We start from the raw sequence: 21,321 nt of genomic DNA on the forward strand, positions 1-21,321 counted from the left end.
CGTTCGGGGGCGTCCTCAGGTTCTGCTGTGCTTGCCGCGGTACCGCTTCTACGATCCGTCACCGGCAGGTACCGCCGGGAGGGCGGCGTGAGGATGCTGGAGCTGGAGCGGATCACGGCTCGCCGGAGTGAACTGGACACACTCGCTGCGGAGTTGGCCATGCAGCTGCAGGAGGTCCAGGCCGAGCGAGAGACGCTCGTGATCGCCGGGCGGGTCCTGAACCGGCTGGCCGAGCCGGCCTACGAGGATGGCTCGGGGCCGTCGTCGCCGAGCCACCGGTGTCGGGTCATCGAGCGGTGAGGACGTGCGCCCACGGCTCGTCGATGCCGGCCAGGCCCAGCACGGTGGCCACGTTGTCGAGCATTCCGGCGCCGAACCAGCGCCGCACGGCTTCGTCGTCGCCCAGCAGCTGCCGGACGGTCTCGACCTGCTTGGCGTAGCAGCGGCGCACCGCGTCCGCCACCAGCGGCTCGCCGGCGGCGCAGTTCGCGTGCATGAGGAAACGCAAGATGTTCGGGTCCGCGACGAGCGCGGCGTAGGCACCGCGGGCCGCGTCCAACGCGGCCTCGGGCGCCAGCGCGGCCCCACCCGACGCGGGCGAGTGGGCGACCAGCGTTTCGGTCATGACGACGGATACGTGGTCGACCACTGCCGCGAACAGGGCTTCCTTGTTCGGGTACAGGCGATAGAGATACGGCTGAGAGATGCCGACCCAGTCTGCGATCTCATGCGTCGTCGTCCCGTAGAAGCCCTTTTGCGCGAAGCAACCGATCGCGGCGGCCACGATGGTCCGACGTCGTTCGTCGCTCTTCGTGCTGGTACCGGGGGCAGGCATGGGTATCAGTCAAACATGTCTGCCCTCAGCCTCCAAAAGTCACGCCGCGGTCGGCGTCGGACGGCACGTCCTCGGGTGTGAGTGCCTCGATCGCCACCAGCGGATTCCAGTAGTCCAGGTAGTGGGTGATGCGCGCGTTGTCATCGGTTCGGACGACGGAGATGCAGGTCTGCTCGTACGGCTTGCCGGTCGGCACCGCGGTGCCCTTCGAGCGGAACTCGGCGATCACGAGACTCGGGTCGACCGTGTCGTGGAACACCAGGTCGACGAATTCCACGTCGAAGGTCTCGGGGAAGTTGCTCATGTGCGCGACCAGTGCCTCACGCCCCGCGACTCGCTTCGGCACGCCGGCCGGCGCGTACGGGAACTCGAGCATCGCATCCGGGGCGAACAGCTCCACCCATTCCTCGGTGCGTCCTGCGGCAGTGAGGCGCAGGTGCTCGGCCAGGGCGTGCTGGGCAGCGGCGCGGCGGGTGGCGATGTCTTCCTTGACTGTCACTTTCCCTCCTACGTTAGTGGTAGACCTATAACCTACCACGCCGTGAGCCGTTGCGGGTAGACGAGCAGAGGTAACACCAGGGGATCCCGGAGCTCACGTCCAGGATGGCGTCCAGGGAACGCCCTCCGGCGGCGGACGGAGGCCCGGTACTATCGGTGCCCGCCACGCGTCGGCGAAGATCGCCGGTCACCGGGAGACTTCGCGGTTCGTCAGGACCAGCAGAGCCCGCACCAGCGCGGTCGCCCACTTCGGGTCGGTACGGACCTTGCCGAGCACGCGCCAGTTCTTCAGGTGCACGAAGCCGTGCTCGACCGGTGCCCGGACCGCGGCCAACGCCTTGTTGGACAGCTTCTGCCCCCGGGTCAGGGGCCGGTTCCGAGCAGCCTTGTAGCCGGTGATCACCGCCGTGTCCGCGTCCGGGCCTCTGTCGTCGAGGCCGAAGAAACCCAGGTCGGCGATCGCACCGAGGCCGGCCGCGCGCAGATGAGCGGTGAGTTTGTCGTGGCGGCAGGCGGTGATCTCCGAGGTGCGTCCGGGTCGGACCGCGGAGACCCACACCAGTCGGCCCCGGTCGTCGGTCAGCGCGATCACGAGCAGGCCGTGGCACTTGTGCTTGCCGGAGTAGTTCTTTCGGTTCTCGGTTCCGGTGCGGCGGCGGGTGCGGATCAAAGAGCCGTCCAGCAGTACCACCCCGCCACCCGATCGGGCGATCTTCTTCAGCGCGCGATCCAGGCGCGGGGCGCGGGCGGCCAGCAGGCCCGCGACCTCCCGCACCCACCGGGTGACGGTGGTGCGATGCACTCCACTACCGCCAGCCAGGTCGCCGGGCCGCTGGTCACAGCGCAGCACCGCCAGCACGATCCCGGCGATCTTCCCCGCAGACAGAGCCCGCCACCTGGAGCCGATCTTCTTCAGATGGCCGCGTATCAGGTCGGCGAGCCAGTTCAAGGTGGCACTCGACAGCGGCAGGCGGGCGGTGTAGACAAGACCGTCAGGGCCCTCGGCGAGACCGTTGTTTTTCTTCACACCAAAGTCAACTGCCGTTGGGGGCCCGCTGATTACGCCTCACGGGTGCCTGCATCCGGCGCGACTACAGGCGTGCGGTGAACTTCCCGTCGCCGCGCTTGTGCAGCCAGCCGCGGTCCGCGAGCTTGACCAGCTTCGCCCGCAGCGGCTCGAGCTTCCCGCGCACCTCCAGGCCCAGCTCCTCGCCCACCGCCCTCACCTGCACCGGACCGCCGGCAGCCCGCACGATCGACAGGATCCGGCGGTAGTCACCGGGAAGCGCGGCCTCGTTCACGCCGTCGCTCCGGTGCGGGACCAGCAGCACCGCACGCCCGCCGACCTGCGCCGACGTCGGCGCGTCGTCAGCCCGTTCCTCGGCGATCTGCTCGCTCATCCTCACCAGGACCCGCTCGGTGACCGAGAGTTCGTCCCGCTCGGCCCGCACCTGGTCCAGCTGCTTGACCAGCTGTTCTTCCAGTCCATCCAGTTCCGCGCGGCGCGCGGCGATCCGTTCCAGCACCTCGGGGTCCACCATGCCCGGGAGCGTACGAGCCGCGCGGGCGGGAACGGACCAGAACCCGCAAAGACCTCCCTGCCAGACGATCTACCCGGCAGACTGCCGCCCGCGACCAGCACGAGCATCCCGCCACGGAATCACACCAGGCCCGTGACCTGCACCTTCACGATGCACAGCACTCATTGCGATCGGCGTGGGCGAGGTCCTGCTCACGCCGACTGACGGAGACGGGGCGGGCCTGTCCCAATCTGTCCGCGGGTTCGAATCCCGTCGGCACCGCAGCCGCGACACCGTCCTCGGCGGAAGCCTCGGCAGGGCCTTCCGGATGCTCCACCGGTGCGGATGCTCCGGCCCGGTGGAGCAGGCGAGGACGTTCAACTGCCCGTACCCGCCGAGGACGAGGCCAGTGGGGCTCAGGTTCTGCAGACGCTCGGGGAGGCTGCGGCCTTCGACCGGCACCCAGCTGACGCAGCCGCCGCCCCGTTCGCTGCTGTCCAGGGTCAGCCGCAGGACCATGGACGTGTCACAGACCGCGCAGGGGTATCGACCCTAGTTCTGCTTGATCGCGGAGATGTCGAACTCCAGGATGATCTTGTCGCCGACCAGGACGCCGCCGCCTTCCAGGGCCGCGTTCCAGGTGATGCCGAATTCCTTGCGGGAGATGGTCACCGCCCCTTCCAGGCCGACGCGCAGGTTGCCGTAGGGGTCGACGGCGTTGCCGGTGTACTCGAAGTCGATGGTGACCGGCTTGGTGGTCTCCTTGATGGTGAGGTCGCCGGTGACCCGGTACTCGGTGTCGGACTTCTGCTCCACCTCGGTGATGCGGAAGGTGATGGTGGGGTAGTTGGGCGCGTCCAGGAAGTCGTTGGTGCGCAGGTGCTGGTCGCGCTGCTCGACGCCGGTGTCGATGCTCTCGGTCTTGATCACCACCTGGCCGGTGGACCGGGCCGGGTCGGCGCCGTCCAGGTGAGCGGTGGCCTCGAACTCGTGGAAGGCGCCGCGCACCTTGGTGACCATGGCGTGGCGGGCGACGAAACCGATCCTGGTGTGGGCCGGGTCGAGGGTGTAGTCCCCGGTGAGTTCAGCGAGTGAGACGGTCATGTCAGGTACCTCCGTAGGGTCCGGATCCCGGCGGCGGCCCGCCCGGATCGTTCCCGAATCACGCTAGGGGGTTGTCGTCGCGCGGCCCGGCCCAACGCGCTCGGCCGCAGTGGATTGCTTTCTGGAACGACACCCTGGCCCTGTCGGCCTGGCGTGCGGTTCACAGCCGGCGCCGATTCGAACAGCTCCAGTGATCTCGCGCTGGACGAGCCCGGCCTTCTCCGGCCCGGTCACGCTCAGGCCGTAGACGTGCTCGGTGCCGGTTCACGCGGGCTGTAGGTACCGGTGGCTGCCCTTGTCGTCGCTGTCGCCGCTGGCGTGGCTGGAGGCGGACACCCCGATCGGCTGGGAGCGGGTCAGGCCGTTGGCGAAGGCGCGGCGCTCGGCGGTGGTCCGGGTGTTGTGGCCGACCGGCGGGGGCGTTATTCCGAGCGTGCGATCCTCCCTGCCCGGGCGAAGCCCGGTTACTCCAGTCCTTCGAGTCAAGCGGCCACCTCCAGGGAGTGTTCCAGAGCAGCTCCGAAAAGGTTGGGGTTCTTCCGGGCGAGGGCGCGGCGGATGGTGACGGCTTCCTGGACGGCAGTGAGGCCCTCGGCCCGTCGGCCGGCGTCGCCGAGGTCCACGGAGAGGTTGTGGAGAGCCGTGGCGAGGCGTGGCGGCGGATGCAGAGGTCGGTGAGCTGATTGTCGAGTCGGTGGAGGGTGGGGTGGGCGGCGGCCCGGGAGTAGATGGTGAGGAGCCGGCTGGTCTGGGTGTCGTCGGCGTTGTCGAGGAGGTCGTCGGCAAGGTCCGGCATCTCCGTGAGGGCGTTGCCGATGTGGTGTTCGGCGAGCCGGTCGGGCTGGAGGGCGCCCCAGGGCGGTTCGCCGGCCCTGCCTGGAGCTGCTGGAGCTGCGGGGTAGAGGGCGGCGAGCCAGGAGGTGACCCGGCCCCGGCGATCGCGGGGCCGGTCCGCGAGCGCGGGTAAGCGTTTCCAGAGGAGGTCAGCGTGCTTGCGGTCGGTGGCGCCGACCAGGTGGGCGGCGGCGGTCGCTGTCCCCAGGGTGTCCATGCTCAGGCCCGGGGTGAGGCCGTAGGTGGTGGCGGTGTCACGCCAGTAGCGCCTCTCGTGGCCGAGTAGCCGGTCCTCGACGTCCTGTGCGCCGTTCCCTGCCGCGGTGCCCTGCCCGGGATCGGGCCCGTCGGCGCCGGGTTCGGCCGGGGCGGTGTCGAGGAGGTCGGCGAGGGCGGTCATGTGGAGGGTGAGCGCGTTGCCGTACTCGTCCCGGTGGAGGCGCTGAGGCGGCTGCAGGGCTGTCGCGGCTGCGGTCCAGTCGTGGCCGGCGAGCCCGTGGACGCGGGGGAGCTCCGTGGCGAGGGCCCGGGCGGCGTCGCGGTAGTGGTCGGCCCTCCGGGCGGGGGAGTCTTCCGGCGGGGTGAGGCGGTGGGTGCGGGCGGCGGCGAGGAGGTCCTCGGCCCGGCGGCTGTCGGCTTGGGCCTGGTGCCACCAGTCGCCGGCGGTGCGGGCCAGGAGCAGGAGCTTGAACGGGGTGGTGCCGGGGTGTTCGGCGGCGGCTTCGACGATGGCGCCGAGCTGGTCGGGGCGGGTTTCGGCGTAGTCGAGGACCGCCAGCAGGGGCCGGGCTGCCCGCCGGAGTTCCCGCAGCCGGTCGGGGAGGGTGCCGGCCTGCGGCCAGAGCACCGACCAGTGCCGGCCGGTGAGTTGTCGGCCGAGGTGGTGGGCGAGGCGGGTCTTGCCCTGTCCTCCGGGACCGTGGATCAGCCGTGCCCCGAACCCGTCGAGTCGGCACCACGCGAGCAGGTCGGCGAGGAGATCGTCACGGCCGTGGAAGGGAACGGTCTGGCGTCCGGCTTCCAGCAGGGCGGCCGGTGTCGCTGGTGCGGGCCGCGCGGTCCGGTCGGCGAGGTGCTGGAACTCCACCGCCTCCGGACCTGCTGCCGGGCTGCCACCGTGGTCGGCGAGAGCTGTGCAGGAGGAGGGGCGTCGGTGAGGACGTAGGCGGGGACGACGTTGAGGCGGGTGTGGCCGGAACGGGCGCGGTCGGCTGCCACGACGCCGGTCAGGACGTCGTCGCAGAGCACCGCCGCGCCGGACAGTCCGCCCCACGGCGAGGATCCGTCGGGTGACCACTGCGGGGGGTGCTGGAGCAGGTCCATGACGTACTGGTTGTCGACGAAGCCGGTCCCGGGGTTGATCCGGCCTTCCAGCTGCTCGGCTTCCACCGCGAGCCGGGGCCGCTGGGCCTCGTTCGGCACCCCCCACGTCCGGCACGGCGCGCCCGGGCGGTCGGTCACCAGTCGGCCCCAGCGCACCGGCGCGGTCGGTGGCCGCCAGTGCGGCGAGTCGCCGACGAGGGCGAGCGCCGCGTCGTCGCGCTCGCCCGGTGTTCCGGCCCACACCACCGTCCCGGCAGCGGTGCCGGTGCCGCCCGGGTGGAACACCCTCACCCGCGTCCCTGCAGGGCCGGTGACATGGGCGGAGGTCAGGACCAGGCGGCCGCCGACCGCGTACCCCGAGCCCGGTCCTCCTGGCCCGGTCACCCCGGCAAGACACCTCCGCTCCAACCCGACCCCCACGCATCCGGCCCGTATCCAGTCCGCTGCGGACACCGTAGAACCGGGGATCGGAGCCGCGCAGCCGATCGGCCGATCCCCTCGGCCGCCGTGTCTGGACCCTCCCGGGGAACCTCCCCGGGAGGGTCCCGCCGGTCGCCTCGGCGGACTCGTGCTCCCACCGCTCGGAGCGGCTGAACAGGCGTGCCCGCCGGATGCCGGCCCCACCGCCTGCTCGCCGACCTCGTCACGGCCCCCGGTGCCCCCGTAGCCTGGCGGCATGTCAACCGAGCCTGAGTTCGGCAGCGGGAAGCACACCCAGGACGGGGCGAGCGAAGCGGCTCCGGCCGAGGACGACCGAACCGGCTCCCCGGGCCTCTCGGCCTGTGCCGGAATCGCCGAACAGCCAAGGACCGCTCATGCTCCTCGACCCTGACGCCACGCTCGAAGCCGTCGCATCCGGCCTGCGGGACCTGCCGTTCCCGTGGAGCGGGGATCCCGTCGAGATCGTCGGCTGGGGCTTCTCGAACGTCGTGCTCCGTGCCGGCACCGACGTCCTGATCAGGGTGCCGCGCACTCCCGGGGCCGGGGACAGAAGCAGGCACACCGCCGAGGTCCTGCGGCGACTGCCGCCCCTGCCGCTGGCCGTCCCCGAGGTGCTCGGGATACTTCCGGCCGGGCCGCGGCTGCCGTTCGGCGCCGTGCTTCTCAGCAGGCTGCCGGGCAGCGTCGTGGATGACGACGACGCTCGCGCGGACCGCGGGGCGTTCACCGGCGACCTGACCGCCTTCGTCTCGGCGCTGCACGACTGCGGTGCCGAACCGCTGCTGGGCATCCTCGGGGCGGACGGGGCCGGGCGGGCGATCGACGCCCTCGACGCCGAGACGGCCGCGGCCACCGCGGACCGGCTGGCCGGTCGCGAGCGGCAGGTGTTCGAACGATGGGCCACAGCCTATCGGCGGTGGCTCGCCGGTGCCGAGGCCGTGCCGATCCACGGCGACGTCTGGCCCGGCAACCTCCTGCACACCGACGGCCGGCTGTCCGGCGTCCTGGACTGGGACGAGGCGAGGCTCGGCCCACGGGCGGCCGATCTGTGCGGTGTCTGGTACCTGGGCCGCGACGTCGCGGAGGAGACGGTGCGTGCCTACGCGGCCCGGACCTCCTGCGACTACGAGGTCCTGCACGAGGAGACCAGGCTCGCCGGAGTCCGACGTGAACTGCGCGGCGTCACCTGGTCGTTGCGCCACGACGACTCCGAGGAGCTGGAGGAGTCCCTGGACAAGGTGCGGCGGTCCCTGCACGAGTTCCTGCGCCCGCCCGCCTGACACGGCCGTCGCGTGCTCCTCCGTTCGCGACACGGCGGGGGAGTCTCCGACACGTACGCAGAAGAGGACGCCAGCCTTCGACCGATCGTCGAGGTGTGCCGCCGAGGTGTGCCGTCAAGGTACTGGGGCACGACCCCCAGCCGGCGGCATGGCCTGGGTCAGTCGTCACTCAAGGCCACGAAGTCACGCGCGATCCGAGCGTGCCAGGGGGATCGTCTCGGGTGACGGCGCTGATTCGCTTGTGTCGGTGAGGACTTCAGAACGGCGGCTCGTCGAACCAGGGGCCGGCCGACGGCTCGGGTCTCTGGGGCTTGTGGTGCTGGAGGACCGCCACGGCATCCTTGATGCGGCCGAGGTCGATGAGGTAGCCTGCCAAGTCCTGACTGTTCGTGAGGGAGTGGGGTTCGAGGACGGCGACGGCCTCCTCGGTGCGGCCGGCACCGGCCAGCAGCCTGGCAAGGTGCGACACCGCGTACGAGGTGTCGCCCTCGGGGTGGGCTCGTGTCTGCTCGACCGCCTCCTCGGCTCGGTCGCAGGCAGCCATCAGCGGGAGCCGTATCCAGAAGAGCTCCCACTCCTCCGTGCCACGGCGAGCCTTGAGGGCGTCGAGGTAGGCCAGGCCGTCCTGGGGGCGGCCCTGGTCGGTGTAGAGGGTGCAGAGCACGTCGACGATCCAGTCCTCGGCGCCGCCGGGGGCATCGGCCAGGGCGCGCATCACCTCGATCGCCTCGTCGTACCGGCCGTGCCGCGCGAGGAGCCGTGCGAGCTCCACCACCACGGTGCCCCGGCGGACGGACTCGTCGCCGGCCCGCCGGTACGCGGCGATAGCGCCTTCCACGTCTCCGCGTTCCTCCAGCAGCTCCGCGAGACGCCGCGCGGCGTGCCCGAGCGGCTCGGCCGCCGCGTACGCCCGCAGTTCCTCGATCCGGTCGTGCCGGGCGAACAGATCGGCGAGCTGATCGCGGCCGTTGGCCGAGGCGGTCTCCCGGGTACGGAGCAGGGCTACGGCGTCGTCGACACGGCCCTGGCGTTCACGGATCGCGGCAAGCAGGCCGACGGCGTTGAACGGTTCGACGTCGCGGCAGCCGGACGGCGGGGTGTCGCAGCGGTGCCCGGCCTCGACGCGGGCGGTCAGCAGAGCGGCGGCTTCCTCGTCCCGGCCCGTTTCCCCGGCCACGTCGACCAGGGCGCCGGCGAGCAGCCAGTCCTCCGTGCGCGGGCTCAGCAGGGCGAACGCCTCGTCACCCCGGTGGTGTCGGGCGAGCAGGCGCGCGAAGAACTCCAGCGCCAGCCGGTCACCGCCCTCCGCGTGCGGACGGGCCAGCGCGATCGCCTCGTCGATCCCGCCACTCGCCTCCAGCAGCTCAGCCGCGGTTCTCGCGGCCGTCCACCAGCCTGTGGCGACGTACGGGGCAAGCATCTCCAGCGCCTCCGCCTGGCGGCCCCGACCCGCGAGCAACCACGCCCACTCCCGCGCGCAGAACCACTCCCCCCGACCGGCCCAGAACTCCACGTCCCCGGCATGGCCGAGTTCGAGGAGCCGGGTGACCAGGTGCGGGGGAATACAGCCGGACTGCGTCCGGGCCCGGTAGTCAAGATCAGCAGCGTCCACGGCGACGTACTGTAGCCCCCGCCCCTGACAACACACGGGCGGCAGGGGCTGCCGGAACTCCGAAACACCGCGGAGTACCTACGGTCGAGCGCCGCAACCGAGCGTCACCGACAGGCGTTTCCGCTCCCCGCCTACGCAGCCGCCGAGTCCGTCGAGTCGCGGAGCAAGGCGTGAGCGCCGTGCCGGACCTCGGCGATCAGCGAGCGCGGCCCGGGGCGCGGCCCGGAGCGCGGTCGGCACGCGAGCGCAGCGGCAATCGTTCTGCTGCGCCCGGCCGTCGTGTGGCGGTGGCCGGCACTGCGGGCGGCCGGGCCGACCCGTCTTGTCCGCCCCCGCTCTGTCCGCCCGGCCGCCGCCGGGGTCAGCCGGACGAAGTCTCCACTGTCACTCCGACGGAATGGTGCCGGAGGCGGGAGGCCACAAGCTCCATCTCGACGAACGTGCCCACCAGACCGGTCGTCCTCAACTCGGCCGCCAGAGCCCGTGCTCGCGCCAGTGACAGACCGTGTACCTCTCGAAGCGCGCGAAGGACGGGCACCGCACTCGCCTCGGGCTCCTTCAGCCGGAGCCGGGCGGGTCCGTGTTCCGCCAGGAGGGCCTGCCGGATCTCCTCCGGAGTCGCGTCGCCGAAGTCCTCCTCGCACCAGGCGGCGGGGCAGGCCAGGCAGGTCCCCTCGGTTCCCCACCACAACTGTCCGCGGTGGATGAACTGGCCGGTGTCGCGTACCAGCGCACCGCCGCAGGCTTCGCACCGTGTTGTGATCTTCACGCCCTGGGTGATCACTGGGCTCCTCGTCATCGGACCTTGCCGAGGATGGTGTCGCAACAGCTCCTTTTCGGCGACTCTGTTTTCCTCGCGAACGTCCTTCGCGGCCGTGCGAGGAGCAGTCGCCTGCGGCGTCGACACGTCGGTCTCTCGGCATGGGCCGAGCGTCCCCGGGACCGCCGGCTCCGCCGCAGGGCCACGAAGGCCCGGGATATCGGCCGTTCGCCGCTCGCGGCTCGCCCGTTCGCCGTTCGCCGTTCGCCGGAGCCAGGGCCGGGTCGGCCGAGTGCCGGCGCGAAGACTCCGTCCGGCAGCGGGGTCCGGAACGCCGGCTCGCATTTCACCGTCGCTCTGGCCCTACCGGGGGCCTCGGCGGTTCAAGCCTGATCCGGCCGGCCGCCGAGGCCGGTGATCAGGTCACCCGCCGCTTTCGCACGTGGCGGTGGCGTTCGGGACCAGGTTGATGGGGATGGCGAGTACGTTGGCGCTGTTGCAGGCGCCCTGCGGGAGCGGGACGTCGAAGTTCTGACCGAACTGGACGTCGAAGTCGTCGGCAACGGCGCCGCCGGCGGTGGCGAGGACGCCAGCCACGGCCAGAGCAGTGGCCACAAGACCGGTTCGAATACGCATGTCTCTCCCAGAGTGGTGACGGAACGTCGTTCCACGAGCACACATCCCGGGGCGGCCGGAGGCAACGCCCACCACCCGATCGGGGCAGTGACACGTGCACCGTCCAGCGCAGTACCCCTCGTCCGGCACAGGAGGAGGCGCGGACCGTCATGCCCCCGCAGGCGTCGACGGGTCGCCTCCCGTTTGATCGAAGGCGGACGGTGGGCGTCAGGCTCGCGGACCGGGGGCCAGAGGTGTCATCGGGCGTCATACGTGGCGGACGAGGCAGGTCCTGACCTGCCGGGATCCGGCCAGGACCGGGTTGCGCACGACGGCGCCGGCCGGCCGAGAGCACCGCCACGAATCGGGCGGAGCGCCTGAACGGGGACATCGGGTCTCCCGGAAGGGCGCGAACGGGAGGGCGGCGCACGGCCGGTCGGCCTCCCCGGCCCGCCGCACGATCTTCCGAAGGCCGACACCGTCGGCCACCGACCCGACCTCGCCGACGGCCCGACCTCGCCGACGAACCGACGAATTCCAGGCAGGGATCCGGATTCCGCTGCGCCCGCGCCGAACCTCGCGAAGACTGAGTGGGTTTCTGTGCGCCGAACAGCGCGGCGCACGGGATCTCTCCACGCGAGACGTGACACAGCATCACCGCAGTGCCATTCCGAAGAGGTCCACGAGACGAGGAACGCACTCATGAGCATCGGCACACGAGCCCTACGGTCCGCAGGCGCCGCCGCCATCGCCCTGGCCACCGTCGGCGCCCTCACGCTGGGCACGGCCGGCAGTGCGTCGGCCGGCAGCGCGACGGCCGACACCGATCCGGCCGCCGACGTGGCCGTCGACCTGCCCCTCCCGCCCGGCGCCGTCTGGAGCCATCCCGCCGCGGTCAACGACAGCGGGGTGATCGTCGGCGATGTCACCGATCCGACCTACCGGGACTCCCCGGTCCGCTGGAACGCGGACCTCAGCCCCACCCTACTTCCGCTGCTGCCCGGGGACTCGACCGGCCGCGCCGTGGCCGTCAGCGACGACGGCACCGCCGTCGGCTACTCGGGGAACCACCTGGTGCGCTGGGCGCCCGACGGCACGGTCACCGTGCTGCCGCTGCTGCCCGGGGACACCGCCGGCTGGGGCTACATCCGCACCGTCAGCCGCACCGGCACGGTGGTCGGACACTCCGCGATCGGCGCGGCCTCCCACGCCGTGAAGTGGGGCCCGGACGGCCAGGCCGTCCCGCTCGCTCCGCTGAGCGGCGACGTCAACAGCAACGCGATCTCGGTCAACAGCTCGGGCGTGGTGGCCGGCCTCTCCTACTCGGCGTCCGGTGTCGCCCACCCTGTGAAATGGAGTCCGGACGGTACTCCCACCGCGCTCGACCCGACCTCGGCCTACACCAACGTCTGGGTCGTCCAGGTCAACGACGCAGGCACCGTGCTCGGGCGGGCCACGCCGACCGGCGCCGCGAACGACCAGTGGCGATCCGTGACCTGGAACGCCAACGGCACCGTCACGGACCTGGGCCGGCACTCCACGGCGAACGCCATCAACGCTGCGGGCACCGCCGTGGGCAAGCAGACCGGAGCGGACGGCATCGACTACACCGCCACGAGTTGGAGCCCGGACGGCACCGCCACGACGATCGGCGACGCCTACGAGTACACCACGGCCGTCGCCGTCAACGACGCCGGCGTCTCCGTCGGGCACACCGGGACCAAGGTGCCGTCCGCACAGGAGCGCTACGCCCTCCGCTGGGAGGCCGACGGAACCCTGACCGAGCTGAACGTGGCACCGGGGAGCAACTCCTACGCCCTGTTCATCAACAACGCCGGCCTGACTGTCGGTGTCCGGGTCAGCCACCCGGCACCGTCCGGCACCGCGTACTCCGCGGTGGTCTGGCGGCCGTAGGCTGCGCCCAACCGTCCGGGGGCCCACCCGCACACGGCCCGGCCCCCGGACGCCCGTCGACCCCGGAACCACCCGGCGGCCCCGACCGCCGCGACGGCCACACCGGCCGCACCGGCACCGAAATTCCTGGTGGGAGCCTGCCGGGAGAGGCCGTGCCGCCGGTCGGCTCCTGCGGATCCCCGCTCCCGGCCAGGTGGTGGGCGGCTGCCGCCCTCGATCGGGTGGGCCCCCTGATCGCCGGCCTCGGGGAGTCGGCCTCAGGGAGTCGGGCTCGGGTTGCTCACCAATCGGCGCTGATCTGGTCGGCGACCGAGAAATCGGACTCGCAGTCAGGGCAGGTCGCACGGCCGAAGACGTAGGTCAGCGCGTGCGCGACCTCGCGCTGTCCGTCCGCGAGGGCGAGATCGTGGAGTCGCCGGCCGATGCCGTCCAGGTCTGCGGGAGCCGCCGGGCGCAGGACTCTGGTCTCGATGTCACCGTCCGTGAGCGCGTAGTCGGTGCTGGTGGAGAAGAAGCCGCGTTCACCGAGGGCGATGAACAAGTCCACCTCGCAGTCCGGGCACGCGACCTGGTACTCCTCGTTTCCGAGGCCCCAGGACAGGTCCTCACTCCAGCCCGCGACGCCTTCGAAGCCCAGCATGGCTTCCACGAGGTGGATGTAGTCGATTCGGTCCGGTGCGGTTCGACGGTACTCGTGCACGGTTCTCAGCAGTGCCGCGATCTCCGCCGCGTGCTCGGAGCGGGGGTCGCCGGCTCCGTGCGTCTGACCGGCGCCGGCCGTGATCGCACCCGCCAGGACGAGGGCGTTGACCGCCTGTTCCCGGTCGTCGCTCTCGGCTGTGCGGGCCAGCCAAGGCAGTGCCGCGAAGCTGGCCGAGTAGACGCTGCCCTGGTGGTACAGGGCCGACCACAGATCGCTCCAGAGCTCGGCGTCCGGCTCGGCTGCGATCCGCTCCAACAGGGCGGGTATGTCGTCGGCGACGCCGTAGGCATGGCTGAGCTGGGACCAATCCGTCATACGGAGATCCAATCAGGCCGGTGCGCTCCTCGCCGAAGAGGGGTGGCTCTCACCGGCGTTGACGGCGTACGACCCGGACAACTCCAACGCGGCATCGGCGCACGCCGGGCGCGGCTGCAGCGGATCCGGGGGGTCGGCCACGATCCCCGACGGTGTCAGGTGCTTGCGGGAAGGAGTTCGAATCCGTTCTCCACCGCTTCGGGTTCTGGCTCACTTTCCGTGGAGGGCTGACTGAGCGTTTTCAGCTTCGCCACCCCAGGGTGACGCCGTGGCCCTCGCTTGAGTCCTGGAAGCTCATCGGCTGGGCCCGCCGGACACAGTGGGTTGTCTGTGAAAAGTCGCGGGCGGTCACCTCACTGAGGGGCCGACCCCGCACTTCGGGGCGGGAAGATGATCACGGGGAGAGGGGGAACACACGCTCGAAGTACCATCCCTGCAAGGTTCTTCGGCCGATACTTCCCAACCCACAGTGGCGTGGTCGGGCGGAGACATCCCTGTAGAGAGGACGGAGGGCAGAGGGCGATGAGTGTGACTGAGAGTTGGTCGCGTGTGATGACTCTTCTTCGGGAGCACGCACCGGCCGATCACGCAGATCTGCCGGGGCCCGCTACGGAGCAGATGCTCGCGGCAGCCGAGGAACGGATGGGGATCTCCCTGCATGGGGACCTGCGGACGTGGCTGTTGCAGAACAATCTGGATCTGCCGGAGGGAGACGTCGACGACGAAGTGGCATGCTGCGGCTTCGACGGGTTCCCCGACGAGGGAAGCTTCTTTCTGGGCATCCGGGCGATGGAGAGGCTCCACGCGAACCGCTCCACGTCCTGCGGATTCGACCCTCCGGACCAGCCGGACTCCCCGTTCTGGCGGAATGAGTGGATCCCGTTCCTGTCGGACCAGGACGGCTGGATGGGAAAGTTCGTCGATGTGCGGGACGGGCGCGTCGGCAGCTGGTTCGTGGGTGACCCCACGGTCACGGGCGAGTACGAATCGATGGCCCGGTATTTCGACTCCGTGGCGGAGACGCTGACGAGGATCGCCGATGGAAGCTCACCGGTCTGTCGGTTCACCGAAGGTCGACTTGTCTGGTCGTGAGACGGCTCCCAACTGGATGACGGCCATTGCCAATCCGTCCCCACCCTGGAACGGCGATGGGATTCAGCAGCATTGACGTTCCAGGGTGAGGATGGCTGCGGCGATGAAAGTCATCCGGTTGGGGCTGCAGCGGGCCCGGCGGAGGGTCTGCCAGGACTTGAGTCGCGCGATGCTTCGTTCGACCGGTGCTCGGTGCCGCTGACAGGGCTCGGTTGATCGCTCGCTCTGCTCGGGACGATGGCCGAAGCCGAGTCCGACCTCGCGCGGCGGGAGTTCCTGGAAGGGTTTCCTGAAGGCTTCGGCCTCGTTGATGACGCGGTCTGTCCTGTGCATCACGAGTAGAGAAGGACTCGCTTGCGCAGAAGATGAAAGCCGGCTCGGCCGAACATCTGACGTTTGAGCATCTTGATCCGGTTGACGTGGCCTTCGACGACTCCGGAGTTCCAGGGCAGGGTGAGGCCGGCGATGACTGCATCGCGGTCACGGTCGATGCCTGCGGCGAGGGTATGGAGGCCGGGGAGGTCATCTTGCCGGACGGCATCGAGCCACTGCGGCAGCCGTTCGCCCTGGCGCTCGGTGAGCATCTGCCCGAAGGCGCGGACGTGGCCGGTGAGGGCGTCCGGTTCAGGGCAGTGGACCAGAACGGCCTTGAGCCGAAGGTGCTCCGTCTCAGTGAGGGTCTCCGGTCGGCGGAGGATCCATCCAGCGACGACCCGGGGTGACGGTGGCCGAGCCGTGACGGGCCCTGGCGAGAGCCGCTTCTCCCGGAAGTAGGCGCGAACCCGCTGGTAACTGCCCTGATAGCCGAGCGGCACGATCTCCTCCCACATTCTCCAGGCGTTCGTGCAGCCTTGGTTCCAACGGTCATCCAGGTAGGGCTTGAAGGCGTCGAGTTTGGATGGTCGGCCCTGCCACTGCCCCTGGAACAGGTCCTCCGGGGAGGCTGCGTCGGCGAGGAGCTTGACGGTGCGGGAGGTCATCCGGAGTTGGCGGCCGATCGCCGTCCGGCTGAGCCCGGCGGCCAGCAGTTCCTGGACGGTCGCGTGGCTGGCACGGGTGCGGTCGGCGAAGCGGTGTCCCCTCGGCCAGGGCGAGCCGGAGGGGTCTTCGAACTTCTCCGGCTCGGGGGCAGGCTGGGTCCGTCGGCCGTACCGACGGGTCAAGCCCGGCAGCTGTTCGGCGAAGGTTCGCCGCCCGCACGAGATGACCGGGCAGATGAACCTGCGGACGCGCAAACAGACAGCGACCCGTCTGCCTCCGCTGGGCACATCAGCGGGAAACCGCAGGTAGGAGCCGTGAATCCGCCTTGACCAGATCCCGCATCCGGGACAGACGGCCCCGCACACCGCGCTTCGGGCCTCTATACGTACCGCCTCGTCGTTCACGGCGACGGACAGCACCGTCACGTCGGCGATCGACGGGAACAGTAACTCCTCCAGCCGGAACACCATTTCTTCCACGGGCCGAACTGTCAGCTACACCGCACCTGGTATGGGCCAGTTCCGGGCAACTTCCCCAGGGCCCACTCGCCCAACAATCGTCACGCAGCGTGCATGCTCCACGGAAAGTGAGCCAGAACCCCGCTTCGGACGACGGCGGGCCGCCGGCTGTGCGGCCCACCGTCGGTGTGTTCCGGTGGCTCAGTAGAGGACCACGGAGAGCCGTGCCGGGCCGGTCTCGGTGGTGGTGTCACAGAAGTAGACGACGGCCTGGTGGTTGTTCACGTACGCCTGGCCGGCGGCGTGGCAGGAGGCGGCGGTCGGGTAGATGCCGATGTAGGTGTAGGTGGCCGCCTGGGCGGTCGGGGCGGCGATCAGGGCGCCCCCGGTCACGAGTCCGGCCACGGCCACGGCGGAGAATGCCTTGCGAATGGACATGAGTGGTTCTCCTCCCATTGGTGAGCGCCGGGATTGTGCCCCCGCGCTTCGTCGAGGAGCCTCCTCTGAATGTGAAGGTGCGGCAATGGTTGAGACCAATTCCGACCGGAAGTGGTGTGGTGTTTCTGTGACGGTGCAGCTCACGGGCTCGCCTGACGGGCTGACGATCATCTTCCGGACAGTTATTGCACTGACCGGGCCATGACAGTCGATCGGCGGCGGCTCGCCGTGGATCCCGGCGCACCGGCCGGGAGCGTGCCTTCGACGACGGCGGGAGCCCCCATCGGACAGCGGGGTACCCGTGGTCACGGCCGGGGTGCAGCGGCGGGTGCCGGACGGCGCAGCAGCCGTCGCTGGACGGACTCCAGGGGGCCGGTCGGGAAGCAGTGCAGCCAGAGGCGGGCGCCGACCATCAGGATCAGGGAGACTCCGGCCCACAGGCCCATCACCCACCACGGCCCGCTGTTCCGCAGCTGCTCGGCGAGGCCGAGACCGATGCCGTAGCAGGCCAGCATGCAGAGCAGGTTCTGTCCGACGTAGCAGGACAGGGCGGTGCGGCCGACGGCGGTGAGGCTCTTGGTGAGCGGCGGGCGGGCGACGCGGTCCAGGATCACACCGACGAGGCCCACGTAGCCGAGGGCGAGGGCGGGGGCTGCGACGTAGCGCTGGATCAGGAAGCCGTCCGACCCGGCGAGGGAGGCGGCCAGGGAGAGCGGGAGGCCGGTGCCCAGGCCCCAGACCAGCAGCCGGCCGCGCAGGCGCCGGCCCTCCTCGCCCGGGGCGAACGCGCCGGCCCGGAACAGCCGGACACCGAGGAGGAAGAGGACTACCAAGAGGGCGAAGCTGAGCACCGGCTCGATCCGCAGGACGAGTGTGTTGGCCAGCCGGAAGGCGATCTGGTCGAGGTAGCTCCCGTGGGCGTAGAGGTCGACCGCGGCGGCGTCGGGGCCGTCCCCGGTAGCCGACACCTCGTCGCCCAGCGCCAGGACGAGGCTCAGGGCGGTCATCAGGACCAGGTGGAAGGCCGCGGCCGACCGGAGGACGGCCCGCTGCACCCGCTCGGAGGCGGCGAGCAGGCGTGAGACCAGCAGCGAGCAGACGGCGTAGGCCATCAGGACGTCCCAGGCGAACACCAGGACGAAGTGCACGGTGCCCTCGGCCAGCAGGAACCATGCGCGGGGCCGGTAACTCCTCGGCCAGGGCCGCCCGCGGCGGCGGGCGGAGTCGTGCTGGATCGCCAGGCCGACACCGAACAGGACCGTGAGCATGGCGAGGAACTTGCCGTCGGCGGCGAGACGGAAGAGCGTCTCCGCGGCCAACGCGGGCGAGGGGGTGTCCAGCAGGTGGTTCAGGGTGGCGCCGGAGGTCGCCCCGGTCAGCGCGCCCCATTCGCCGGCGGGCGCGGCGAAGATCCAGACGTTGGTCATCAGCGTGCCCAGGATCGCCACGCCTCTCAGGACGTCGGGCAGGGGGAGGCGGTCCGGGTGAGCCGTGGCGGACGGACGGGCCGGTATGTGCTCGGACACCTGGGGCACCTCTCGCCGGATTCCGTCCTCATCGTGGCCGGTGTCGGGACGGTGATGCCTCGTGATCAGTGAGGACTGCGGTGTCCACCGGTGGACGTACGCCGACGCGCGGGTATCCGCCGCGAGCAGGAGGCGATCCCCTAGGGTAAACACCTTGATCCACAAGGAGCATGACGATCCATCAGGTCCCGGCCGCCTACGGCCGTCCTGTGACCGGATGGTGAACGGGCCTGCGGCGGACTGTCACTCACCCCACCGGCCCCACCCCGAGAACCCCCGAAGGGGCATTCGGCCAGCCTGGCGAGAAGAGATCTCTTCCGCGCCTTCCGCCTCCCTTACTACGATGCCCTGAGCCGGGCCCACCCGTCCCGGTGGGCCTACGAACGAGGTATCGAGGCACCATGGCGGACGCCCACGTACCAGCAGCTACGGCTACACCGCGCTATCTCTCGGTTCTCGGCGAAGCCGGCCGGATCGCATCCGAACTCGGGCACGGATACGTCGGAGTCGAGCACCTCTTCCTGGCGATCCTGGCGGACCCGGAGGCGGTGCCCACCCAGGTCCTGACGGATTTCGTCCCACCGGAGCAGGTGACGGCCGCCCTCCATGAGGTCCTGTCCTCGCCCGGCTACAACACGCCGACCCGGAACGTGGTGTTCCCGCCCGAGTAGCCGACGGCGGAACGGCGGGCACGACCACCGGGCCTGTGTGCGGCAACGCCTCACGCACGTCAACCGCTCATCGGGAAAGGACAATCGTGTCAGCATCTCGATCCATCCGCTCCGCTCTGACGGCCGTCGCGCTGGCCGTGGTGGCCCTGTTCGCCGTCCAGGGGATGGCCGCCGCCGCGACTCCCGGAGCCCCGTCGGCGAAGGCCGCCGCCGTGCAGGCCCCCGTGGCCGGTCCGCAGGTCCAGGAAGGCATCGCGACCCCGCTCGGGACGTCCTGGTGCCGGCTGGGCTGGGCGATCTACGAGTGCTCCTCCATGCCGGAGTGCACTCCGGCCAAGGACGGCAAGTCCTACCGGGACCGCTACGGCAACCTCTGGCGCTGCGGCCTCTTCGACGGCTACTGGGCCTGGGACGCCCAGCAGGGCTGCATCGCACCCGCCCGGACCGTGACGGGTTCGGCCCAGCCGGGCCTGACGCCCGCCCGGTCGGCGGCGCCCGGGCGCGAGTCGCTGCTCTGCTGAGCCGTCCGGGGCGCGTCGGCCTGCCGCGCCGTCGCGCCCCGGGCGCATCCCGACCACACATCCCGACCACACACCCCGGCCACCACCCCGGCCGCGCGATCAGGTGCAGGAGACATGGAACCGCTCATCGACCGCCGACGGCTCGTCCTCTCCGGGCTCGCGGGCGGCGTCCTGGCCCCGCTCGCCGGAGCCCGGGCGTCCGCAGCGGATCCGGCACCGCCCGAGCCCTCGACCCCGCCCCGCAGCTTCGCGCCGGGCGACTGGAACTCCGTCCGCGACCAGTTCCGGACCTCCCGCGCCTACGCGCAGTTCGCGGCCTTCACGTTCGCCGCCCACCCGGCCGGCGTGCGCGAGGCCATCGCGACGCACCGGACCAAGCTGGACGAGGACCCGAGCCGCTACCACCGGGAGAACGCGGACCGCGAACTGGCCGCGCGCGCGGCCGCCGCCGACTACCTGGGCGTCCGCCCCCTGGAGGTGGCGCTGACCGACAGCACCACCATGGGGCTCGCGATCCTCTACCAGGGACTGCGACTCGGGCCCGGGGACGAGATCCTCACCACCCGGCACGACTTCCACTCCACCTACGAGGCCCTGCGCCAGCGCGCCGTGCTGACCGGCGCCACGGTGCGCCGGGTGAGCCTCTACGACGACCCGGCCGCCGTCTCGGCCGACGAGTTGACGGGACGCCTACTGGCGGCCGTGACCCCGCGCACCCGGGTCCTCGCACTGACCTGGGTCCACTCCGGCACGGGCGTCAAGCTCCCGATCCGGACGGTCACCGACGCGGTGGCCGGGATCAACGCACGCCGGGACGCGGCCGACCGCATCGTCGTCTGCGTCGACGGCGTCCACGGCCTCGGCGCGGACGCCACCGTGGTGGCCGACCTCGGCTGCGACTTCTTCGCCGCCGGTACCCACAAGTGGCTCCACGGGCCACGCGGCACGGGAATCCTCTGGGGACGCGAGGACGCCTGGCCCCTCGTCCAGCCGATCATCCCGAGCTTCGGCTGGATGCGCGAGGACCCACCGCCGGTCGTCGACCCCGGACTGATGGCCACCCCGGGGGGCTTCCACACCTTCGAGCACCGCTGGGCCCTGCCGGAGGCGTTCGCCTTCCACGCCGCCATCGGCCGGGACCGGATCGCGAACCGCATCCGCACCCAGGCCCGGCAGCTCAAGGACGGCCTGGCCACCATCCCCGGCGTCCACGTCGCCACCCCCCGCGACGACGCGCTCTCCTGCGGCATCGTCTGCTTCTCCGTCACCGACCGGCCACCCCGGCAAGTGGTCACCCGCCTGGAGTCCGACCACCGCATCCTCGCGGACGTCACCCCCTACGGCGGCACCCTGGTCCGCCTCGGCCCCAGCCTGCTGACCGACCCCCACGACGTGGACAGGGCCGTCCGCGCAGTGGCAGCGATCACCCGCCACTGAACCCGACCACCCCAGGACGCGACGGGCTCCGACCCCAGCCCCTCCCCACACCGGTGGCGTAGCAGCCCCTTCCCGCACCCCACCCCCGACGCTGGACATCTGCAACTGGCGAACCGGACGTCGAGCGCCGGGCGCCGCTGCTCGCCGCCGGGCGATGCCGGCGCGGGCTGCCGCGAGCGATCCCCTTCTCTCGGACGAGGTGATCCCGGGACCGTGGGCCGCCGTTTGGTCGGGTGTGCGGCAGAGCGTGCGGCCCCGAGCGCCTGGACGGACCGCACCGCCTGGACGGACCGCACCGCCGCCTGCACGGTCGCCCGGGCCGACGTCGACAGCGCGGTGGCATCACCGACACCGTCACCGGCCCTGACGGAAGTGCGCCGCCCGCAGGCGAGGTGACCGTTGGTCAGGCCCGACGGTCGGAGCCGGGGCTCTCCCGGGCCCGG

At 71.1% G+C, this 21,321-nt stretch carries 20 protein-coding genes and 1 pseudogene; 7 read left to right on the top strand and 14 right to left on the bottom strand.

The window, feature by feature from the left end:
• Positions 1 to 93 precede the first annotated feature (93 nt).
• The gene (locus AC067J_RS26065) at positions 94 to 300 is read left to right on the top strand and encodes a hypothetical protein (RefSeq protein WP_478303061.1); all 207 of its coding nucleotides are present in this window, start codon (positions 94 to 96) and stop codon (positions 298 to 300) included.
• On the opposite strand, the gene AC067J_RS26070 is transcribed toward AC067J_RS26065, so the two are convergent.
• The 6 genes from AC067J_RS26070 to AC067J_RS26095 form a co-directional block, all read right to left on the bottom strand.
• Entirely contained in the window at positions 287 to 835 is a 549-nt protein-coding gene (locus AC067J_RS26070) for a TetR/AcrR family transcriptional regulator (protein ID WP_478303063.1), read from the bottom strand. The genes AC067J_RS26065 and AC067J_RS26070 overlap by 14 nt on opposite strands.
• A 25-nt stretch (positions 836 to 860) precedes the next feature.
• The gene (locus AC067J_RS26075) at positions 861 to 1,334 is read right to left on the bottom strand and encodes a nuclear transport factor 2 family protein (RefSeq protein ID WP_478303065.1); all 474 of its coding nucleotides are present in this window, start codon (positions 1,332 to 1,334) and stop codon (positions 861 to 863) included.
• A 186-nt stretch (positions 1,335 to 1,520) separates the two neighbouring features.
• Entirely contained in the window at positions 1,521 to 2,360 is an 840-nt protein-coding gene (locus AC067J_RS26080) for a transposase family protein (RefSeq protein ID WP_478303067.1), read from the bottom strand.
• A 64-nt stretch (positions 2,361 to 2,424) separates the two neighbouring features.
• Complete coding sequence (locus tag AC067J_RS26085; RefSeq protein ID WP_478303069.1) at positions 2,425 to 2,874, bottom strand: hypothetical protein; 450 nt, start codon at positions 2,872 to 2,874, stop codon at positions 2,425 to 2,427.
• Between the two features lie 531 nt (positions 2,875 to 3,405).
• A complete protein-coding gene (locus tag AC067J_RS26090; protein WP_478303071.1) occupies positions 3,406 to 3,957 on the bottom strand; it encodes a YceI family protein in 552 nt (183 codons plus the stop codon).
• 160 nt (positions 3,958 to 4,117) lie between these two features.
• Complete coding sequence (locus AC067J_RS26095; RefSeq protein ID WP_478303073.1) at positions 4,118 to 5,878, bottom strand: hypothetical protein; 1,761 nt, start codon at positions 5,876 to 5,878, stop codon at positions 4,118 to 4,120.
• 1,051 nt (positions 5,879 to 6,929) lie between these two features.
• Between AC067J_RS26095 and AC067J_RS26100 the strand changes: the two genes are divergently transcribed.
• Entirely contained in the window at positions 6,930 to 7,835 is a 906-nt protein-coding gene (locus AC067J_RS26100) for a phosphotransferase family protein (RefSeq protein ID WP_478303074.1), read from the top strand.
• Between the two features lie 256 nt (positions 7,836 to 8,091).
• Here AC067J_RS26100 and AC067J_RS26105 read toward each other — a convergent pair whose 3' ends face one another.
• The 3 genes from AC067J_RS26105 to AC067J_RS26115 form a co-directional block, all read right to left on the bottom strand.
• Positions 8,092 to 9,447, bottom strand: coding sequence for a tetratricopeptide repeat protein (locus tag AC067J_RS26105; RefSeq protein ID WP_478303075.1), 1,356 nt, complete (start codon positions 9,445 to 9,447; stop codon positions 8,092 to 8,094).
• 361 nt (positions 9,448 to 9,808) lie between these two features.
• On the bottom strand, positions 9,809 to 10,231 hold the full coding sequence (locus tag AC067J_RS26110) for a hypothetical protein (protein ID WP_478303077.1): 423 nt from the start codon (positions 10,229 to 10,231) through the stop codon (positions 9,809 to 9,811).
• A gap of 399 nt (positions 10,232 to 10,630) precedes the next feature.
• The gene (locus tag AC067J_RS26115) at positions 10,631 to 10,843 is read right to left on the bottom strand and encodes a hypothetical protein (RefSeq protein ID WP_478303079.1); all 213 of its coding nucleotides are present in this window, start codon (positions 10,841 to 10,843) and stop codon (positions 10,631 to 10,633) included.
• Positions 10,844 to 11,524: 681 nt separating this feature from the next.
• Here AC067J_RS26115 and AC067J_RS26120 point away from each other — a divergent pair.
• Entirely contained in the window at positions 11,525 to 12,736 is a 1,212-nt protein-coding gene (locus tag AC067J_RS26120) for a hypothetical protein (RefSeq protein WP_478303081.1), read from the top strand.
• Positions 12,737 to 13,016: 280 nt separating this feature from the next.
• Here AC067J_RS26120 and AC067J_RS26125 read toward each other — a convergent pair whose 3' ends face one another.
• Positions 13,017 to 13,754, bottom strand: a complete 738-nt coding sequence (locus AC067J_RS26125) for a hypothetical protein (protein WP_478303083.1) — start codon at positions 13,752 to 13,754, stop codon at positions 13,017 to 13,019.
• A 552-nt stretch (positions 13,755 to 14,306) separates the two neighbouring features.
• Between AC067J_RS26125 and AC067J_RS26130 the strand changes: the two genes are divergently transcribed.
• Positions 14,307 to 14,846: an SMI1/KNR4 family protein gene (locus AC067J_RS26130; RefSeq protein WP_478303195.1), complete on the top strand. Its 540-nt coding sequence runs from the start codon at positions 14,307 to 14,309 to the stop codon at positions 14,844 to 14,846.
• A 63-nt stretch (positions 14,847 to 14,909) separates the two neighbouring features.
• Here the strand turns inward: AC067J_RS26130 and AC067J_RS26135 are convergent.
• From AC067J_RS26135 to AC067J_RS26150, 4 genes and pseudogenes are all read right to left on the bottom strand, one after another.
• A pseudogene (locus AC067J_RS26135) lies at positions 14,910 to 15,063 on the bottom strand (IS5/IS1182 family transposase); the annotation flags it as partial.
• A 115-nt stretch (positions 15,064 to 15,178) separates the two neighbouring features.
• Positions 15,179 to 16,297 carry a transposase family protein gene (locus tag AC067J_RS26140; protein ID WP_478303197.1) on the bottom strand — a complete coding sequence of 373 codons (1,119 nt, stop codon included), beginning with the start codon at positions 16,295 to 16,297 and terminating at the stop codon, positions 15,179 to 15,181.
• A 189-nt stretch (positions 16,298 to 16,486) separates the two neighbouring features.
• Positions 16,487 to 16,723, bottom strand: a complete 237-nt coding sequence (locus AC067J_RS26145; RefSeq protein ID WP_478303084.1) for a hypothetical protein — start codon at positions 16,721 to 16,723, stop codon at positions 16,487 to 16,489.
• Between the two features lie 305 nt (positions 16,724 to 17,028).
• Entirely contained in the window at positions 17,029 to 18,249 is a 1,221-nt protein-coding gene (locus AC067J_RS26150; protein ID WP_478303086.1) for a DUF418 domain-containing protein, read from the bottom strand.
• Between the two features lie 401 nt (positions 18,250 to 18,650).
• Here AC067J_RS26150 and AC067J_RS26155 point away from each other — a divergent pair, with 401 nt between their 5' ends.
• From AC067J_RS26155 to AC067J_RS26165, 3 genes are all read left to right on the top strand, one after another.
• Positions 18,651 to 18,920: a Clp protease N-terminal domain-containing protein gene (locus tag AC067J_RS26155; RefSeq protein WP_478303088.1), complete on the top strand. Its 270-nt coding sequence runs from the start codon at positions 18,651 to 18,653 to the stop codon at positions 18,918 to 18,920.
• Positions 18,921 to 19,006: 86 nt separating this feature from the next.
• The gene (locus AC067J_RS26160) at positions 19,007 to 19,441 is read left to right on the top strand and encodes a hypothetical protein (protein WP_478303090.1); all 435 of its coding nucleotides are present in this window, start codon (positions 19,007 to 19,009) and stop codon (positions 19,439 to 19,441) included.
• Positions 19,442 to 19,555: 114 nt separating this feature from the next.
• Positions 19,556 to 20,878 carry an aminotransferase class V-fold PLP-dependent enzyme gene (locus tag AC067J_RS26165; protein WP_478303091.1) on the top strand — a complete coding sequence of 441 codons (1,323 nt, stop codon included), beginning with the start codon at positions 19,556 to 19,558 and terminating at the stop codon, positions 20,876 to 20,878.
• Positions 20,879 to 21,321 lie beyond the last annotated feature (443 nt).

The sequence above is a fragment of the Kitasatospora sp. NPDC042419 genome (assembly GCF_056437345.1).

Coding starts and splice junctions, on each gene's coding strand:
- AC067J_RS26065 (WP_478303061.1), top strand. CDS start 94: ATGCTGGAGCTGGAGCGGATCACGGCTCGCCGGAGTGAACTGGACACA.
- AC067J_RS26070 (WP_478303063.1), bottom strand. CDS start 835: ATGCCTGCCCCCGGTACCAGCACGAAGAGCGACGAACGACGTCGGACC.
- AC067J_RS26085 (WP_478303069.1), bottom strand. CDS start 2,874: ATGGTGGACCCCGAGGTGCTGGAACGGATCGCCGCGCGCCGCGCGGAA.
- AC067J_RS26090 (WP_478303071.1), bottom strand. CDS start 3,957: ATGACCGTCTCACTCGCTGAACTCACCGGGGACTACACCCTCGACCCG.
- AC067J_RS26100 (WP_478303074.1), top strand. CDS start 6,930: ATGCTCCTCGACCCTGACGCCACGCTCGAAGCCGTCGCATCCGGCCTG.
- AC067J_RS26115 (WP_478303079.1), bottom strand. CDS start 10,843: ATGCGTATTCGAACCGGTCTTGTGGCCACTGCTCTGGCCGTGGCTGGC.
- AC067J_RS26120 (WP_478303081.1), top strand. CDS start 11,525: ATGAGCATCGGCACACGAGCCCTACGGTCCGCAGGCGCCGCCGCCATC.
- AC067J_RS26125 (WP_478303083.1), bottom strand. CDS start 13,754: ATGACGGATTGGTCCCAGCTCAGCCATGCCTACGGCGTCGCCGACGAC.
- AC067J_RS26130 (WP_478303195.1), top strand. CDS start 14,307: ATGACTCTTCTTCGGGAGCACGCACCGGCCGATCACGCAGATCTGCCG.
- AC067J_RS26140 (WP_478303197.1), bottom strand. CDS start 16,297: ATGGTGTTCCGGCTGGAGGAGTTACTGTTCCCGTCGATCGCCGACGTG.
- AC067J_RS26145 (WP_478303084.1), bottom strand. CDS start 16,723: ATGTCCATTCGCAAGGCATTCTCCGCCGTGGCCGTGGCCGGACTCGTG.
- AC067J_RS26155 (WP_478303088.1), top strand. CDS start 18,651: ATGGCGGACGCCCACGTACCAGCAGCTACGGCTACACCGCGCTATCTC.
- AC067J_RS26165 (WP_478303091.1), top strand. CDS start 19,556: ATGGAACCGCTCATCGACCGCCGACGGCTCGTCCTCTCCGGGCTCGCG.